The 18,220-nt window shown below is 67.8% G+C and carries 12 protein-coding genes and 1 pseudogene; 6 read left to right on the forward strand and 7 right to left on the reverse strand.

Annotation, left to right across the window (positions count from 1 at the left end; genetic code table 11):
- Positions 1–102: 102 nt before the first annotated feature.
- The 4 genes and pseudogenes from ACVWWW_RS15475 (at position 103) to ACVWWW_RS15490 (ending at position 3,156) form a co-directional block, all read left to right on the forward strand.
- Positions 103–807 (forward strand): SDR family oxidoreductase, encoded by a 705-nt coding sequence (locus ACVWWW_RS15475; protein ID WP_027081620.1) that lies wholly within the window; start codon positions 103–105, stop codon positions 805–807.
- 30 nt (positions 808–837) lie between these two features.
- Positions 838–1,318 (forward strand): annotated as a pseudogene (locus tag ACVWWW_RS15480) (tRNA (cytidine(34)-2'-O)-methyltransferase).
- 84 nt (positions 1,319–1,402) lie between these two features.
- The gene (locus tag ACVWWW_RS15485) at positions 1,403–2,683 is read left to right on the forward strand and encodes an SDR family oxidoreductase (protein WP_027081618.1); all 1,281 of its coding nucleotides are present in this window, start codon (positions 1,403–1,405) and stop codon (positions 2,681–2,683) included.
- The gene (locus ACVWWW_RS15490) at positions 2,680–3,156 is read left to right on the forward strand and encodes a DUF2269 domain-containing protein (RefSeq protein ID WP_027081617.1); all 477 of its coding nucleotides are present in this window, start codon (positions 2,680–2,682) and stop codon (positions 3,154–3,156) included. The genes ACVWWW_RS15485 and ACVWWW_RS15490 overlap by 4 nt, the downstream gene beginning before the upstream one ends.
- Here the strand turns inward: ACVWWW_RS15490 and wrbA are convergent, their stop codons facing one another.
- The 3 genes from wrbA to ACVWWW_RS15505 form a co-directional block, all read right to left on the reverse strand.
- Positions 3,157–3,756, reverse strand: a complete 600-nt coding sequence (gene wrbA, locus ACVWWW_RS15495; RefSeq protein ID WP_027081616.1) for an NAD(P)H:quinone oxidoreductase — start codon at positions 3,754–3,756, stop codon at positions 3,157–3,159.
- A 134-nt stretch (positions 3,757–3,890) separates the two neighbouring features.
- Entirely contained in the window at positions 3,891–7,421 is a 3,531-nt protein-coding gene (locus tag ACVWWW_RS15500) for a hypothetical protein (protein ID WP_051234575.1), read from the reverse strand.
- An 11-nt stretch (positions 7,422–7,432) separates the two neighbouring features.
- Complete coding sequence (locus tag ACVWWW_RS15505) at positions 7,433–13,384, reverse strand: Ig-like domain-containing protein (protein WP_081671894.1); 5,952 nt, start codon at positions 13,382–13,384, stop codon at positions 7,433–7,435.
- Positions 13,385–13,960: 576 nt separating this feature from the next.
- Between ACVWWW_RS15505 and ACVWWW_RS15510 the strand changes: the two genes are divergently transcribed.
- Positions 13,961–14,530: an OmpO family porin gene (locus ACVWWW_RS15510; protein WP_027081615.1), complete on the forward strand. Its 570-nt coding sequence runs from the start codon at positions 13,961–13,963 to the stop codon at positions 14,528–14,530.
- A 150-nt stretch (positions 14,531–14,680) separates the two neighbouring features.
- Positions 14,681–15,316 (forward strand): outer membrane beta-barrel protein, encoded by a 636-nt coding sequence (locus ACVWWW_RS15515; RefSeq protein WP_027081614.1) that lies wholly within the window; start codon positions 14,681–14,683, stop codon positions 15,314–15,316.
- A 72-nt stretch (positions 15,317–15,388) separates the two neighbouring features.
- On the opposite strand, the gene ACVWWW_RS15520 is transcribed toward ACVWWW_RS15515, so the two are convergent.
- The 4 genes from ACVWWW_RS15520 to ACVWWW_RS15535 form a co-directional block, all read right to left on the reverse strand.
- Positions 15,389–16,444, reverse strand: coding sequence for an NAD(P)H-dependent glycerol-3-phosphate dehydrogenase (locus tag ACVWWW_RS15520; RefSeq protein ID WP_051234571.1), 1,056 nt, complete (start codon positions 16,442–16,444; stop codon positions 15,389–15,391).
- Between the two features lie 6 nt (positions 16,445–16,450).
- Complete coding sequence (secB, locus tag ACVWWW_RS15525; RefSeq protein ID WP_027081612.1) at positions 16,451–16,966, reverse strand: protein-export chaperone SecB; 516 nt, start codon at positions 16,964–16,966, stop codon at positions 16,451–16,453.
- Positions 16,967–17,041: 75 nt separating this feature from the next.
- Positions 17,042–17,479, reverse strand: coding sequence for a rhodanese-like domain-containing protein (locus ACVWWW_RS15530; protein WP_027081611.1), 438 nt, complete (start codon positions 17,477–17,479; stop codon positions 17,042–17,044).
- Positions 17,480–17,549: 70 nt separating this feature from the next.
- Positions 17,550–17,966: a hypothetical protein gene (locus tag ACVWWW_RS15535; RefSeq protein WP_027081610.1), complete on the reverse strand. Its 417-nt coding sequence runs from the start codon at positions 17,964–17,966 to the stop codon at positions 17,550–17,552.
- Positions 17,967–18,220: the final 254 nt, after the last annotated feature.

Here is an 18,220-nt window from a genome sequence, read left to right on the forward strand (position 1 = left end):
CTAGCCGAGCGGCACCCCGCACGGGACCGGCCGAAGGTCCTGCCCGCTGCATGAACGCGTTGCCGGATAGAGTCGGGCGATTCCCCCGAACGGAGTCCGCCAATGCCCCGTCGCAATGTCCTGGTCACCGGTGCCAACCGCGGCATCGGGCTGGAATACGTCCGCCAGCTGCTCGCGCGCGGCGACCACGTGATCGCCACCGCGCGCCATCCGGCGCAGGCGCACGACCTCAATCGACTCGTCGCCGAGCACCCGGGCCGCCTGCACGTGTTCCCGCTCGACGTGATGGACCCGAAATCCGAAACCGAAGTCGCGCGCGAGTTGCCGCTGGTGCTCGGCGACGAACGCCTGCACCTGCTGATCAACAACGCGGGCCTGCTGCACTCGGGCGAGCGTTTCGGCCAGGTGCCCGCGAAGAACCTCGAGGACAGCTTCCGCACCAATGCGATGGGCCCGTTCCTTCTGACGCAGGCGGTCGCGCCGCTGCTCGCCGACGGCGCGAAGGTCGCGAACATGACCTCGCAGCTCGGTTCGATCGCCAACACCACGCGCTTCGGCACGCCGACCTACTGCATCAGCAAGGCGGCGCTGAACATGGTGACGCGGCTCCTCGCGGCGTCGCTGGGCGAAAGCGGCATCGCGGTGGTGTCGCTGCATCCGGGCTGGGTGCAGACCGACATGGGCGGCGAGCAGGCACCAGTCGCACCCGCCGATTCGGTGCGCGGGCTGCTGCAGGTCATCGATCGTCTCGACGTCGCGACGTCCGGATCCTTCCTCGACTGGCAGGGCAAGCCGCTGCCGTGGTGAGCATCGCGAAGCGACGGCGATAATGCGCGCATGTTCGACGTCGTCCTCTACCAGCCCGAGATTCCGCCGAACACCGGCAACGCGATCCGCCTGTGCGCGAATACGGGCGCCCGGCTGCATCTGATCGAGCCGCTGGGTTTCGACATGGACGACAAGCAGCTGCGCCGCGCTGGCCTCGACTACCACGAGTACGCGACGGTGAAGGTACATCGCGATCTCGACGCCGGCATTGGCGCACTTGCGCGAGATGCACGGCGATGCGCTGCGCATGTTCGCCTTCAGCACGCGCGGCACGGTTCGCTTCGACACGCCGGCCTATCGCGAAGGCGATGCGTTCCTGTTCGGCCCGGAAACGCGCGGGCTCCCGGATGAAGTGCTCGACGCGCTGCCCGCCGAACAGCGACTGCGCCTGCCGATGCGGCCGGGCGTGCGCTCGCTGAATCTGTCGAATGCGATCGCGGTGACGGTGTTCGAGGCGTGGCGCCAGCAGGGTTATAGCGGCGGCGCATAAGCGCATCTGTCGCGCCGCTGCGCCCGTATCGACTCCCGCCTACGCATCACGCGTGTAGCGTGCGACCACCGCAGGAGATCGGACATGCGAATTCTGGTTACGGGAGCGACCGGATTCATCGGCAGTGCTGTCGTCGGTGCGCTGCTCGCGCGCGGCCACGTGCCGGTGCCGGCGGTGCGCGACGTCGCTGCGGCGAAGCGGCGTTGGCCGTCGCTCGATGCGGTCGCCGTGGATTTCGCACGCGATACGGATGCGGCTGCGTGGAATCCGCGATTGAGCAGCATCGATGCGGTCGTCAACGCGGTCGGCATCCTGCGCGAAAGCCAAGCGCAACCGTTCGCCGCGTTGCACGACGCCACGCCGCGTGCGCTGTTCGAGGCCTGCGTCGACGCCGGGGTTCGTCGCGTCGTGCAGGTGTCCGCACTCGGTGCGGACGATGACGCCGCGAGTCGTTATCACCTGTCCAAACGCGCGGCCGATCGACATCTTCTTGCGTTGCCGCTGCAGGCAACCGTCATACAGCCGTCGGTGGTGTTCGCGCCGCAGGGCACGAGCGCCGGCATGTTCCTGATGCTGGCGACGCTGCCGTTCGCGTCGCTGCCGGGCGGCGGCATGCAACAGGTCGCGCCGGTGCATCTGGATGATGTGGTCGATGCGATCGTGCGCGCGCTTGAAATGGACGTGCCGCCGCGGTTCGTGGCGGCGGTCGGGCCTGAATGCATGACGTTGCGCGGCTACCTCGACACGCTGCGTCGCTCGCTCGGGCTGGGCGCGCTGCGTGTCATTCCAGTGCCGATGCCGCTGGTGCGCATGTCGGCACATGCGATGCAGCACGTGCCCGGCTCGCTGGTCGAACCCGAAACCATCGCGATGCTCGAGCATGGCAACTGCGCGCCGGCCGATGGTTTCGCTGCACTGCTCGGACGCGCACCGCGTGCCGCGTCGACGTTCGTGCCCGCTGCGCTGCGCGCGATGACGCGACGCGACGCGCAGCTGCGCTGGGCATTGCCGATGCTGCGAGTGTCGATCGCGGTCGTGTTCCTCGTCACCGCGCTGCTGTCGTTCGGCCTGTATCCGCTGGATGCCAGCCGCGAACTCGTCGCACCGCTCGGCCTCACCGGCACACTCGCCAGCGTCGCGGTGTCTTCGGGGGCGACGATCGATCTACTGCTCGGCGTCGCAATGCTCCTGCCGATACGACGCGGGCCGGTCTACATCGCCGCATTGCTACTCATCGCGGCGTACACGCTGATCATCACCATTGCGCTTCCGGCGTTCTGGCTGCATCCGTTCGGACCGGTGCTGAAGAACATCCCGATCGCTGCCGCGCTTTTGCTTCTGCACGCACTGGACCGTCGCCCGTGAACGACTACTTCCTCGTCAAGACGCTGCACGTGCTGTCGGCCACGTTCCTGTTCGGCACCGGCGTCGGCACCGCGTTCTACCTGCTGGTGACCACGCTGGGCCGCGATGTGCGCGTCGTGGCGAGCGTGACGCGCTGGGTCGTCGTCGCCGACTGGCTGTTCACCGCGACCACCGCGGTGCTGCAACCGCTTACCGGCGCGTGGCTCGCACATCGCATCGGCATTCCGTTTTCCGCAGGCTGGCTGAAGTGGTCGATCGGGCTGTATGCCGTCGCGATCATCTGCTGGCTGCCGGTGGTGTGGCTGCAGATGCGCCTGCGCGACCTCGCACGCGAAGCGCTCGCCGACGGCACGCCGCTCCCGCCCGCGTACTGGCGCGCGTTCCGCGCGTGGGTGGTGCTCGGCGTGCCGGCGTTGTTCGCGTTTCTCGCGATCTTCTGGCTGATGATCGCCAAGCCGGCGATCTTCGCCTGATCAGCCGAAGATCTTCGTCGCCAGCTGCGCGACTTCGCGACCCTGGAAACGTGCACCATCGAGTTCGCTCGCGGACGGCTGCCGCGATCCGTCGCCGCCAGCAATCGTTGTCGCGCCATACGGCGCGCCACCGGTGATCTCGTCGAGCCGCATCTGGCCCTGGAAGCTGTACGGCAGGCCGACGACTACCATGCCGAAGTGCAGCAGGTTCGTGATGATGGAGAACAGCGTCGTCTCCTGACCGCCGTGCTGCGTCGCGGTCGAAGTGAATGCGGCGCCGACCTTGCCGTTGAGCGCGCCACGCGCCCAAAGCCCGCCGCACTGGTCCAGGAAGTTCGACATCTGCGACGCCATGCGCCCGAAGCGCGTGCCCACGCCGACGATGATCGCGTCGTAGTTCGGCAGCTCGTCGACCGTTGCGATCGGCGCAGGCTGGTCGAGTTTGTAGTGCGAGTTGCGCGCGACCTCCTCGGGCACCAGCTCCGGCACGCGGCGAATGTCGACCTGCGCGCCGGCCTCGCGCGCGCCTTCGGCGACCGCGTTCGCCATCGCCTCGATGTGCCCGTACGCCGAGTAGTAGAGAACCAGCACCTTCGCCATCGTCGCGCTCCGCAAGGAAAACGCGATTGCACGGCGGCGCGTGTCAGCAGGGTGTCCAAGCGGCACTGGCGTCAGAAGAAACAACGCCGCCGGAAACCGGCGGCGTCGAGTGGAGAGCAAGGTCTCCCAGGGGATCAGTAGAAGCCTGCGAGGTTCAGGAAGAACCCGTGGTGGTCGTAGTCGAGGTCGGTGAGGTCATCGCTGAAGTCGGTGAAGTTGTAGCCGACGCCGATCTTGAAATTGTCGCCGAGCTGCCGGTCGACACCGATCAGGCCGCCGCGACGCGTGCCGCCGTCCTGCACGTCGAGCTGGCGCAGTTCGGCGAGCGCGTCCCAGTTCTTCGGCAGGTGGTAGCGCAACTGCACCGCGCCGAAGTCCGCGCGACTGTCCAGCCACGCGCCTTCGCCGCGACCGAGGCGATAGTCGCCCCAGCGGCTGGCGAGCTTCGGCGCAAGGCTCCAGCGATCACCGAGTTGCACTACGCCTTCCAGCGACAGCACCTGCGAACGCTGGTCGTACTGCGCGCCGCCTTCCTGGCCCGGCGATGCCTGGTCGAGCAGGTAGGTGTACTTGCCGAACAATGCATAGCGCGTGGTGTCGTGCGGACGCCATGCGAAACCGAGGTTGCTCTCGGCCAGTCGTGCGCCGGCGGCGGCGTTCAGGCGGTCGTCCGTATCCGAATAGTTGACGCGTGCGGCGATGCGCCAGTCTTCATTGACGCGGTACAGCAGGCGATTGGTGGTGACCCACTGCGTGCGCTGTTCGGCGCCGGTATCGCGACGGTATTCGAGCTTGCTCGACCACTGCGTGCGCGGATCGGTGCGGCCGGCGCTGACGCTGTACGCGTGGCGGTCGACGTCGCCGGTGGTGGCTGCGAGGTGTCCATCCATCACCGTGAAGCCGAGCTGCCAGCCGTCCGCTGGATACACGTCCATGCCGAGCGTATGCGTCACGCCCTCGTCGCCGTTGCTGGAACGGATCGACTGGCTCTCGTTGTAGACGTTGAGCTGGTTCGACAGGCGCCAGCGCTGGCCGAGCGTCCAGCCGTTGCTGAGCGCGCGGTCGAACTCGCTTGCGACGCGCGAAGCCGTGGTATCGGTGCTGTAGGTGTACGCGCCGTAGACCGAATGCTCATCGCTCAGCCGGTATTCGCCGTTGAGCTGCGCCGCCTGCCCGCGCGTGCCGTCGCTGATCTCGGCGCCGACATTCGAGCGGTTGTCGAACAGATACTTGCCGCCGAGGGTCGCGCGGTTGTTGGTCGCGTAACCGCCATTCTCGCCAAAGCTGGCCTGCCCGTTGCCGTACAACTCGAGCGACGAGCTCACGCGGCGTCGGTATTCCAGTGCCGCGAGCACGGCCTTCTGGTCGACGCCGGCGTCGCGCTCGCGCACGCGGCGCACTTCCATGCCTAGGCGATCGGCATCGCTGATGCGCCAGCTGCCGGTGATCTGCGCGTCGTCCAGCGTGGACGTGCCGCGCTCGGCATGCGACGCGCGGCCGAACAGATCGAAGCGGTCGCCGATCTGACCGGCGAACTCGACACCGCTTTCCGTCGTCGCCATCGCCGTGTCGAAACGCGCGACCGAAAAGCCGCCATCGACATCGCGATGCCACGCACCGACGGTCCAGTCGCGCGAGCTCCAGCCCAGTTCCTTGAAGTTCGCCCGCGCCTCGACCGCAGTCGCGGTTCCCGAACGCTCGGCGAGCACCGGGTTGCGCAGCGCGAAGCTCAGGCCGCCGTTGTCCGAATAGAACACCGGCGCCGCGGTGGAATCGCTGCGGTGCTGCTCGACCTTGAGGTACGTGCCGCGCCCGGCCTGCAGGGTGAAGTCGCCACCGGCGAGCCGGTAGTCGTCGCCCTCGCGGGTCTCGTCGACGTAGGTGCCGCCGACCGCGACATGGTCACCGATCCACTGCTTCGCGCGCACGCCGGTGCTGGCATGGCCGGCGTCGAAACCGGTCGGCACGTATTCGTAGTCCGCCAGCAGGATCTGCTCGTAGCCATCGAGCGGTTCGTCGCGCGTCAGCGTATGCACGTTCTCGCGCGTGATCTGCGCGAGCGGGCGTTCGAGGATAATGCGGCCCTGCAGTTCATCGATGTCGTAGTCAGCGCCGCGCTGCAGCGTGACGCGCGCTTCGGTGCGACCGGTGCGCACGTCGCGCACCTCCAGCACGATCTGGTCCGAGCCCGGCAGCAGGTCGGTGTGGCGCAGGTAGTACAGCGAGCCGCCGGTGCCGAGGAACTCGGTGTGGCCGGGCGCGCTCTGCGCTTCGCTGCCGAATGCGCGCAGCAGCGTACGCGGCTCGCCGAGCGCTGTGCTCGCGCGCGATACGTAGTTCAGCGCAGCGCCGTACAGCGAGCGCTGGTACTGGCCGTATTCGGTGCCGGTGAAACCGGTGGCGAAGTTGCCCCACAGCGCCTGGCTGCGATCCCAGTCCACGCGCACGTAGAGCTTGCCCTGCGTGTCGACATCGCGCGTCGTGGTGGAATCGTCGCCGTACACCGGGTAATACGCATCCGGGTCGAGGCGACGGAACACGTCGGTGGGGCGTGCGTCGAGGAAGCCGTCGAACAGATGATCGAGTTCGCGTTCTTCGGTGTCGGCCTGCGCGGTGACGAGGTATTTCCCCTTCACCTTGCCCTTGAGATAGAACGCGAGGCGGCCGTCCTTCATGAAGCCGTCGTCGAACTTCTCGTCGCCGGCCAGTGGCTCGGTGTGATCGCTGCCACCGGACTGCGACAGCGTGACGTCGGCGAGTGCGACCAGGAACAGATACCGACCGGTGACATCGACGACCAGCGGCTGCGTCACCGTGGCGTCTGTGCCCGAAGCGATCTCGTAGCGATGCGTGCCGACCGGCTCCAGGAACTCGGCGGCGAACGTGCCGTCCTGCGCCACCTGCACCGGCTCGCCGTTGACGGCGACACGCGCACCGTGCGGCACGTCGCGGCCGTACAGCCGCACGCGCGAACCGTGGATCGCGATGTTGTGCAGGCGCAGGCCGTTCGATGACCATGCATCGGCCTGAAGGCGCAGCGACTGCGCCTCGTCGCCCGACACGGATTGCCCGCGATCACGCTCGACCGTGTTGCGCGTGGCCTGCACGCCGCGCTCGTAGTCGTCCGGCGTGACCAGCTGCAACAGTTGCGGATACGTTTCGTCGAGCACGCCGCGCTTGTCATACGCACGCGTGACGTAGCGCAGCGAATCGCCGGCCTTCAGCGCGAGGTTCGCCGGCAACGCGCCGTCCCATTCCGCCTTCGGCATGCTGCCGGCGGGAAGTGCAATTGTCGCGAGCGGTGTCACCAGGTCTTCGTCACCCGCGCGATAGACCACGACCTCCATGCGTTCGATGAACGCCGGGTAGTTCGTCGCGCCCTGGAACTGCACGGGGCGTGTGATACGACGGCCGTCGAACGGCGCCGTGCCGCCGGCGGTGACGCTGAGCCCTGCAGGCGCGAGCGTCGGATCTTCCGTCGCCCACACCACGCCGCCGCCGGGCAGGTTGACCGCATAGCGACCGGCACGCACCAGCGCGGCCTGGTCGGACGCGGACGTCGACGACGCCGTAGCGGTCGCCTGCGCCGCGAATGCCGGCGCGACGGCGCCGGTGTACAGGATGCCGATCAGCGCGAGATCGAGCAGTTTCATTTTCAGGTTCATGTGCTCGTGTCTCAGCGCGTGGCGGTGTCGGACGCGTCGCTGCCGTCGGGCAGCGCGACGCCGAAGTCGAATCGCACCGGAATGCCCGGCGTGATGCGGCGGACCAAGGGGTTGGACGTGGTGAACGCGGCACCGGGCGGCAACGTGGCGGCGTCGACCTTCAGCACGAAGTTGCTACCGCGCAGTGCGTTGGATGCCCGGATGCCGGCCACGTGGTAACGGCCGTGCACGTCGGTTTCGATGACGAGGCCTTCGACCGACGCGATGCGCACGCCGGGCAGTCCCGGCTCGTCGGGCTGCTGGACGCCGTCGCGGTTGCGATCGACGAACACCGTGCCGAGGATCAGCGAGTCGTCCATCGTCGGATCACCTTCGACGGCGACGTCGGCGGTGGCGGTGTTGGACACGGTGCTACCGGTGGAATCGGTCGCGCTCACCGAGTTGGTGTGCGTGCCGCGGCCGACACCTGCGCCGACGCGCAGGACGTAGACGATGGTTGCGCGACCGCCGACCGGCACGTCGATGCCACTGATGCGGATCGGCTGCGTACCGGCGAGTACGAAACGGTCGTCCGCGTCATCGACACTCAGCGAACCCTCGACGTAGGTGAAGCCGGCGGGCGGCGTGTCGATCACGGTCGCGCCGTTGGCCGGCGAGATGCCGGTGTTTTCGACCACGACCGTGTAGCGGACGAGGTCACCCACATGCACGCTGCGCGAGGGCACCGTCTTGACCAGGCGCAGCTGCGGCGCCTGCATCGCAACCGTGATCGTCACCGTGGCGATGTCGCACACCGGGGCCGGCGCGGAGCGGTCGCAGATGCGATAGCGGAACGTCTCGGTGCCGAAGAAAAGCGCGCTCGGCGTGTAGGTCAGCGTGCCGTTCGGGTTGACCGCCACGCTGCCGTTGGTGGGAGGCGTGATCACCTGAAGCGACGTCGGATCCAGTGGCGCACCGCCACCGTTGATCGTCGTACGCATCGGGTCGACCACCACCGGGCCGGTCTGCGGCGTGTTCAGCGCCTGGTCGATCGCATCGATGAGGTTCGGCGTAACGATGAGGTTCGCTGTCGCGTCCGCGCACACGGTCGGGTTGACGACGTCGCAGATGCGGTAGATGAAGCTGTCGATGCCGCTGTAGTTCGTCGCCGGCGTGTACGTGACCGTGCCGTTCGCATTGACGACGGCCGTGCCGTGGGTCGGCGCAGTGGTGACGGTAACCGCGACCGTGTTGTTGGCAACCGCCGTTCCCGCCATCGTGTCGTTGCCGAGCACCGCAATTACCGTGGCGGTGTTCTGCTTCGTCGTTCCGACGTCGTTGCTGGCGGCAAGTGCCGGCGCGATGACGTTGACGGTGACCGTCGCGGTGTCGCAGTTAGACGGGTTGAGCTGCTCGCAGATGCGATACGTAACGGTATACGTGCCAGCGGGCGTGCCGGCCGCAACGGCGATGTTGCCGGTGGCTACATTGAGCGTAACGCCGGCGTTCGACGTCGCGACCTGCGTGAGCGTGACGTTCGCCGTCGTGGCGACTGCGCCGTTCAACGCATCGTTGCCGAGCACGTTGATGGCCGACGGGTTACCCGCGACGCCGTCGATCGGCGCCGTGGTGTCGTTCGCCGCATCGATCGCCGCGGCCGACACGATGACGGTCACCGTTGCGGTGTCGCAGTTGGTCGGATTGAGCTGCTGGCAGATTCTGTAGACGACTGTGTACGTGCCGGCCGGCGTGCCCGGTGCGACGCTGACCGCACCGGTCGAGGCGTCGAGCGTGATAGCGGGGTTCGTCGACGACAGCTGCGTCAACGTGACGTTCGCGAGCGTCGGCGCGCCGCCGCCGCCGAGCGTGTCGTTTCCGAGCACGTTGGTGATGGCGCTGCCGCCAGTCGCGCCGACGATCGCCGGCGGTGCATCGTCGTTGGCCGCGATCGCCGCAGCCGAGACGCTCACCGTCAACGTCGCGGTATCGCAGTTGGTCGGATTGAGCTGCTCGCAGATCCGGTACGTGAGCGTGTACGTGCCGGCGGCCGTGTTCGGCGCGAGGTCGACCGTGCCGTTCGCATTGAGCGTGAGCGGGCCGTTGCTGGTCGGCGTCACGGTGACGTTGGACGTCGTTGCCGGCGTCGCGCCCACCGTGTCGTTGCCAAGCACGTTCGCCACCGCGGTCGCACCTGCACTGCCGTCGATCGGGCCGGCGGTGTCGTTCACGGCGTCGATGACCGCCGCGGTGACGGTGACGGTAACGGTCGCCGTCATGCAGTTCGACGGGTTGATGGTTTCGCAGATGCGATACGTCAACGTGTAGGTGCCGGCGGGCGTACCTGGCGCGACGCCGACCGCGCCGGTCGTGGTGTCGAGCGTGACGCCCGGGTTGCTGGTGGACACCTGGGTCAGCGTGACGTTGGAAGCGTTCGCGCCGCCGCCGTTGAGCGTGTCGTTGCCGAGCACGTTCGCGACCGCGGTGCCGCCCGCCTGACCGTTCGCCGTGCCGGCGTCGCCATTGGCGACCAGCGTTGCGGACGTGACGTTGACTGTCGCCGTCGCGATATCGCAGTTGCCCGGGTTCGCCGTTTCGCAGATGCGGTACGTGATCGTGTACGTACCGGATGGCGTGCCGGCCGCGACCGTGACCGTGCCCGTCGTCGTATCGAGTGCGACGTTCGGGTTGGAGGCGGGCGTGACCACGTCAAGCGTGACGCTGGCCGTGGTCGCGGCTGCGCCGTCGAACGTGTCGTTGCCGAGCACGTTGGCGATGGCGATGCCGCCGGATGCTCCACCGGTGCTGCCCGCATCGTCGATCGCATCGATCGCGAGTGCGCTCACAGTCACCGCGGGTGCGGATGCGGAGTTGTTCGTCAGGTCGGTGTCGATAGCGAACGACGACGGCGTCACCGTCGCGGTCGCTATGCCGATCATGGACGGCGTGGTCACCGGCGCGGTGCCCGTCACCAGGATGGTGATGCTGCCGCCGACCGGCACATCGATCGCGGTGTTGATGTCGCCGGTGCCGCCCGACGTGGCGCAACCGGCGGCGCACGACCAGGTCACGCCGGTGAGCTGCGCCGGCATGGTTTCTTCAAGCGTCGCGCCCGGCACGGTGGACGGGCCGTTGTTGGTGACGGTGATCGTGTAGCTGACCTGGCCGCCGGCGTGCGCCGGCGATGCGCTCGTGAGTACATTGGTGACCGCGAGGTCCATCGCCGCCATCGCGGTGCCGCCGTTGCCGGTGGTGTCGCTGTTGTTGCCCGGCGTCGGGTCCGCTTCGTTCGCGCTCACCGAGGCGGCGTTGTCGAACGTTCCGGGTACCGCCACGGCGGTGACGTCGATCGTCGCGCTCGCGCCCGATGCCAGAGACGCGATCGTGCACGGAAGCACAGTGCAGCCCGCTCCCGACACGTTGGTGATCGTCAGGTTGGTCGGCGTGTCGGTGACCTGCACGTTGGTCGCGGTGGCGGGACCCGCGTTGGCGACGACCAGCGTGTACTGCAGGTCCTGCCCTTCGTAGTACGGCCCCACGGTGACGAGTGTCTTCGTCATCGAGATGTCGGCGCCTGCCGACACCACGAAGTTCGCGGTCGCGCTGTTGTTGGTGCTGTCCGGGTCGAGCGTTGTCGACGATAGGGTCGCGGTGTCGACGATCGCGACGCCGTTCGACGTCGATGGATCGATGCGCGCAACCAGCGTGAACACTGCGCTTGCGCCGCTCGCGAACGACGCGATCGTCGCGTTGATCGAACCGTTGGTGCCCACGGCCGGCGTGGTTGCCGACCAGCCGCCCGGAGTCGACAACGACACGAAGGTCGTGCCCGTAGGCAGCGCATCGGACAGCGAGACGTTCGAAGACGTGCCGGGGCCCGCATTGGTGACCGTGATCGTGTACGTCACGTTCTGGCCGGCGAGGTACGGGCCCGGCGTCGCGACGACATTCGTGACGCTGACATCGGCCGGTGACGTCACGACAGTCGATGCCGACGCCGTGTTGTTGGCCGGTGTCGGATCCGCGACGCCCGCGGGCATGCCAACGGTCGCGGTGCTGGCGAGCGTGCCGCCGGCCGGCGTGGTGCCGCTGATGGTGAACACGACCGCGCCGCCGCTCGGGAAGGTCGGGATCGCAAGCGCACTGAGGTCGGTGAGGCCGGTGGTCGACGGACACACAGCGCCGCCCGAAGCGGCGCAGGTGATGCTCACTCCGGTGAGCGCATTCGGCACGTCGTACGTGACGGTCGCGCCGTTGGCCGGATCGGGGCCGGCACTCGCGACGTTGAGGTCGTAGGTGATCGCGCTGTTCGGCGTCGCGGTCGCGGGCACGTTCGCGAACGCGATCGAAACGTCGGCCTGGTTGCTGACGCTGAACGTGGATGGCGTGGTGCTGCCCGAGCCCGCCGCGCCGCTCGTGCTGCTCACGTAATTGACGTTGGCGACGTTCGACAGCGTGCTGCCGTTCGACACTGGATCGATCGTGACCTTGAAGCGCACCTGCGTGCCCGCGGCGGGCGCGATCACGCCACCCGTCGATGCGTTCGCAGTGGAGCCGACGCGGAAATTGATCGTGCGCGTCGCGCTGACGTAGTCGGCTTCGTCGTCGCCGCTCGCATCGGTCTTGGCGCCGACGTTCGCGCCACCCACGACTTCGAGCGAGCCGGGAACATAGGTGACACCCACCGGCAGCGGATCGGAGATGCGCGTGTTGGTGGAGTTATCGTTGCCGCGGTTCGTCAGGCCGATCGTGTACGTCACCACGTCGCCCGGATGGAATGACGTCGTGCCGTTGTCGTTCGTCGCGGTCTTGGTGAACGACGTGACGATTTCGGGCTCGAACGCGTCGGTCGCGAGCGTCACCACGCCCTGGTAATTCACGTCGCCACTCGTCGCGCGCACGCGCAGAACCGCGGTGGTACTGCCGTAGGGCAGCGGCGTCGCGGGCTTGATGTTGTCGATGTCGATGCCGAGTAGGTTCGTCGCTGCTGGCGTGCGGCCCGCGGTGACGGGCGTGCCTTCGAACGAGATCGAGCTGTTCCAGACGTCATTGACCGGGTTGGACGCGTCGGACACGGCGTTGAGCGCCGCGGTCGTCGCACCGAACTCGAGCGAGTTGCCACCGTCGGACTGGCCGCGGTCGCCGTCGTATACGACGAGCCCGAGGTTGGTGTTCACCGTGCCCGAGATCGGCGTGTAGAAACCGGAGATGTTGATGTCTTGGAATGCCGGTGTGCCGTTGCCGTACACCAGGCCGTCGAACACCGACAGGTTGCGCAGCGTGCCGTTCGGGTCTTCGTAGGCGACGACGATCGTCCAGCCGCCCCAGTGACCGGTGCCGCCCACCGTCTGCGCGACGTTGGCGACGGTGTAGACACCACTTCCCTGCGCGGCGACGACAGACGTGATGTCGGCGAACGACTGGTAGCCGTTGGTCCCGGCCACGGTGTCGACGAGGCTCGCCGTACGCGTGGTGTAGCCGAGCCCCGGCGCACGCAGGCGCACGGTGGTGCGCGCGACGGCGTCGGTGTTGTCCGCGCCCCAGTACAGGCCGGCGAACCGCACAACTGCGCCTGCGGGCAGCGTCAGCGTCGCCGAACTCGAATTGACGTTGTTCCCGCCGTCGGCATCGACGTTGACTGCGACTGCCGCGAAGTCATTGTTGCGGCCCGTAGTCGGGCTGGTCAGCGCGGTTGCGCATGCCGCGCCCGTCGTCGCACTGGCCGGGTCGCAGGTCAGCGTGTGGTTGCCGATGAGGCGGATGTCGCCCTTCACCGTGAACGGCTGTGCGCCGCCCACCGGGAAGCGCCGTGCGAACGCGCGCTGCGCGTGCGCGTCCGGCATGGTCGCAAGCGTCGCGGTGCCGATGATCAACGTGATCGCCAGCAGACGGGCCGACACTGCCGCGCGCGACATCCGCGCCAGCCAACCGCGGTCATCGACGCAGGTCATGGGCGCCGGGCGACGCGGTGCATTCGAAAGGGTCATCGGGTTTCGCTCGTCGGAACGAACCGGCTTTCGGCCGGTCGGCGAGGCAATGGGAGCTGCCGGATCTCGGAAACCGCGCTTCCCCGGGTCGACGACCCACGCGGCCGGAAGCGGCGGGAGTGCCCCGTCGCATCCACGACCCGGCGAGCCGAATCGCGACGCCGTCCTGCGGCGCCTTCACGCGATTTGCACATCTCGTGCCAAACGCGTCACGGTTTGGCCGATAGAGCAGCGTCGCGCGGTCTTCCCGCGGCCGCCGAGCCATGTTTTTCACGTGGCTTTTACATTTTCCCGCGGTGCTGGCAGCTCGCCGGCATACGCATCGGCGTCCCTCTAGATCGACCGGCGTGACCCAAGCGGGTCACCACCGTCTGGTCGGCTGCGACGGAATTTGACGCGCCGCGTCATACGCCACCGCATGGAATGCGCCGGCCGACCATCGTCTATCTGAGAAGTTCCTAAACCGGCTGGTTCAGGATTAAGGATCCGTTCGAACGGGCTCCGGATACTCCCCCGCACCGGCCGATCGAGCCGGACGTCCGACCAACAAGAACAATTTCAAAGGATCGACCCCTCATGAAGCGCACTCTCCTCGCTCTGACCCTGCTCGCCGCCCTTCCGTTCGCCGCCTCCGCGGCCGAAGGCGTTTCGTACAACTACGTCGAAGGCGGCTACACCCGCGTCGACGCCGGCCACACCGGCACCAACAACGATGCCGACGGCTGGGCGCTCAACGGCTCCGGCGCGATCAACCCGAACTTCAGCGTGTTCGGCGGCTACTCGAAGGTCGACATCAGCGACACCGACGTCAGCCTCGACCAGTGGCGCCTGGGCTTGGGCTACAACCGCGAGATCAACCCGAAGCTCGACCTCGTCACCCGCGTCGCCTACGAGAAGTTCGACGCCGGCCAGGGCGTGGACGGCAACGGCTACAGCGTCGAAGCCGGCGTCCGCGGCGCGGTCAACCCGAACTTCGAGGCCTACGCGATGGCCGGCTACGAGGACTACCAGGACTTCGACGGCGACTTCTACGGCCGCGTCGGCGCGCTGGTGAAGTTCAACCCGACCTGGGGCATCAACGCCGACGTGAAGTTCGCCGACGGCGGCGACACCCAGTGGTTCGTGGGCCCGCGCATCTCGTTCTGATTCACGACTCGAGTCCTCTCTCCCCCGACTCGTGAGTGCAAAGCCCGGCTTCGGCCGGGCTTTTCTTTTCAATCGCGTGAAACCTTTGTTAATGTTTCCTGCTGCAGTGCAACAACGCTGCGGAAGAGATCAACAACAACAAGGACTTACATGAAGACCCCGCTTCTCGCCCTCGCGCTTGCCGCTGCTCCGTTCGCGGCCTCGGCAGCTCCGCTGTCGTACACCTACGTCGAGGGTGGCTACAACAAGCTTCACGTCGACAACCACCCGTACGAAGACACCACGGCAGACGGCGCCTACCTGCACGGCTCCTATGACTTCGGTACCTCGGGCATCAACGTGTTCGGTGGCGTTTCGAAGGTGTCCGACACCGAGAAGTTCAGCGCCGACGAGCGCATCGACACCGATCTGCGGCAGGACGAGCTGGGCGTCGGCTATCACCAGCCGATGGGCGAGCGCGTCGATTTCATCGCCGAAGCCGCGTGGCTGCGTGAGGTCGTGACCGCGACCGAAAGCTACGCGGGCACCCAGTACCCGTACAACGCCGACGCCCACGGCGGTCGCGCCTCGGCCGGCGTGCGCGGGCAGTTCAACGACGTCGTCGAAGGCCTGCTCAAGGCCAACTACTACGACGGCGGCGACTTCCAGGGCACGTGGACCGGCACGGTCGGCGCGCAGTTCCACATCACGCCGATGTGGGGCATCACCGCTGAAATCGAGCACGGCGACCTGATCAATGAATCGGCGACCACGCGCTACCAGATCGGCGTGCGCGCCAGCTTCTGATCGCAGCGACGTCGCGAACGAAAAAGCCCGGCTTCGGCCGGGCTTTTTTTATGCGTACGACGAATCCGTCGATCAGCCGAACAAGCCTGTCGGGTACTCGGGTTTCTGCTCCCGCGACAGCAACTGGCGCAGGCCGTCGGCGGGCGTCAGCTGGCCGTGCAGCACGGCGCGCACTGCGCTGGAGATCGGCAGCTCAACGCCCGCACGTTCCGCTTGGCGCATGACCTCGTCGGCGGTCTGCACCGATTCCACCACCTGCCCGATCTCGCGCACAGCGGCCTCGATCGACTGCCCACGACCGAGCGCGAGGCCGAGCCGGCGATTGCGCGACAGGTCGCCGGTGCACGTGAGCACCAGATCGCCGAGGCCGGCGAGGCCCATCAGCGTTTCGGCCTTGCCGCCCAGCGCCTGGTTGAGGCGCAGCATCTCGTTGAGCCCGCGCGTGATCAGGCCGGCGCGTGCGTTGAGCCCGAGCTGCATGCCGTCGGCGACGCCGGTGGCCACCGCGAGCACGTTCTTCATCGCGCCACCGAGTTCGGCACCGAGCATGTCGTCGCCGGTGTAGGCGCGGAACGCCGGGCCGTGCAGCGCTTCGGCGACGACCTGCGCGAAGTCGGCGTCGTCCGAATGCACGGTCAGCGCGGTCGGCAGACCTTGCGCGACTTCTTTCGCGAACGACGGGCCGGTGACCACCGCCAGCGGCACGTCGGAACCGAGCACGTCGGCCGCGACCTCGTGCAGGAACCGACCACTTCCCGGCTCGAAGCCCTTCGTCGCCCATGCCACGCCCGCATGCGCCGGGCGATGCGGCGCGAGCGCGCGCAGGGTTTCGGCGAATGCATGCGACGGCACGACGACGAGCACGAGGTCGGCGTCACGCAGTGCGGTGGCGAGGTCGGTGGTCGCGCGCAGCGCGTCGGGAAGCACGACGCCCGGCAGGTAGCGCGGGTTCTCGTGCGTGGTATCGATCGCCTGCAGCACATCGACGTCGCGACCCCAGAGGGTCACGACCTCGTCGTTGCGGGCCATCAGGGCGCCGAGCGCGGTGCCCCAGGAGCCTGCGCCGAGCACCGCGACGCGCCGGGGCGCGTGCGGTTGATCAGCGTGTTCCGTTTCGGATCCGGCCATCCCGGATCAGGCGTTGCCGACCGCCTCGGACGACTCGAGGCCCTGCGTCATGCGCTGGCGGAGACCCTCGGCGTACAGGCCTTCGAAGTTCAGCGGCTGCAGCAGGAACGGCGGGAAGCCACCGGCCTGGATGAGGTCGGAGATCAGCTGGCGCGCGTACGGATACAGCGCGTTCGGGCAGTGCGTGCCGAGCATGGCGTCGAGCGTCTGCGCGTCGAAACCGGCGAGACCGAACACACCGGCCTGCTTCACTTCGGCGAGGTAGAGCGGCTTGTCGTCGGCCAGGCAGGTCAGGGTGATGCCGAGCACGACCTCGAAGGCCGCGTCGTTGAGGCGCGTGACCTGCTGGTTGAGGTTCATCTGCAGCTGCGGCTGCGTCTGGTCGTTGAACACCGCCGGCGCGCCCGGAACTTCGAAGGACACGTCCTTGACGTAGATCTTCTCGACGGTGAAGGACGGACCGGTGGCCTCTGCGGCGTCGGTGGCGCCGAACTCGGCGTCGTTCTGGATCTCTTCGGTCATGGCGCGTGCTCCGGCACGAATTTCGAAAGCGAAAGGAGCGGGATTATGGCACGACGCATGCGCCGCACCTCCCGGTCAGGCGCGGCCTTTCACCAGCGGAAGACCCGCCTGCTGCCACGCCGCGATGCCGCCGTCGAGCCAGTGCACGTGCGCGAATCCGCCCTTCTTGAGCTTCCCGGCGACGTCCGCCGAACCCTGCCCGGTACGGCAGACAACGACCACCGGACGCTCCTTCGCGGTGCCCAGCACCTTGTGGTCGGGGCCGAACGAACTGGCCTGCACATTGCGGCTGCCGGCGATGTGGCCCTTCTCGAAATCGCCGCTCGCCGAGAGGTCGACGACCAGCGCGTCCTCGCGGTTGACCAGTGCGGTCAGCTGCGCGGGGGTGAGTGCCTTGTACGGACGGAACAGCCGCGCGAGCTCGGTGGCGATGATGGCGACCGTCAGAACGACGAACGCAATCGCGTAGAACGAGTGGCGGCCTGCGAAATCGAGGACTTCCTGAAAGTTCACGACGTGCGGCCCACGGAAACGGGCGCGGATTGTCGCATGCGCGGGCAGCGCTCCGGCCGGCGCGAGGGCCTCAGTCGCCGGTCCAGAGATTCGGCAGGCCGCTGGTGATCCACCACGCCTTGGCCTGCGGGTCCCAGCGCCAGGTTTCGCGGTAGCGGACCGTGCGCTCAGCGAGCGTGTTGCGGTTGATCACGCCGATCTGCACGTCGCGCACCGCACGGCCTGCCTGGAAGTCCACGCTGGCGCCGGCGTCGTGGTAGCTGGAGATCTGCACCTGGCGGTAGCGCGCGGCTTCGATCGAACTCGGCGCCTGCGTGGCGCGCAACGTAGGGTCGATGAGGTTCACCGCGCCCTCGAAATCACCCCAGCGGATGGCGGCGGCCCAGGCGTCCTGCGCCGGTGGAAGCGCGCGCTGGGCGGGGCCGGCGGACGCGAGGCCGACGACGAGCAGCAGCAGGAGCGGCAGGTAGCGAAGCAGTCGGCGCATGGTGGTCTCCCCGGATGCGCCGATCCTAGGGCTCATCGGCCCGCCGGGACAGCGGACGGGGTCGCGCAACGGCGGTGGCGTGGGCGCCGGTTCAGCCGCCCGGCGCGCGCACGATGGCGGCAAAGCGCGCATCGAACGTGGTCGCGGGTCGGCCGTCGGGCAGGTCGACGCGTGCGACGAGGTCGATGCGCCCGCGCCCCTTCGCACGGATCGTCGCGATGAAATCCTTCCACGACGCGTCGTCACCCAGCGCG

The organism is Lysobacter sp. HA18, assembly GCF_054057595.1.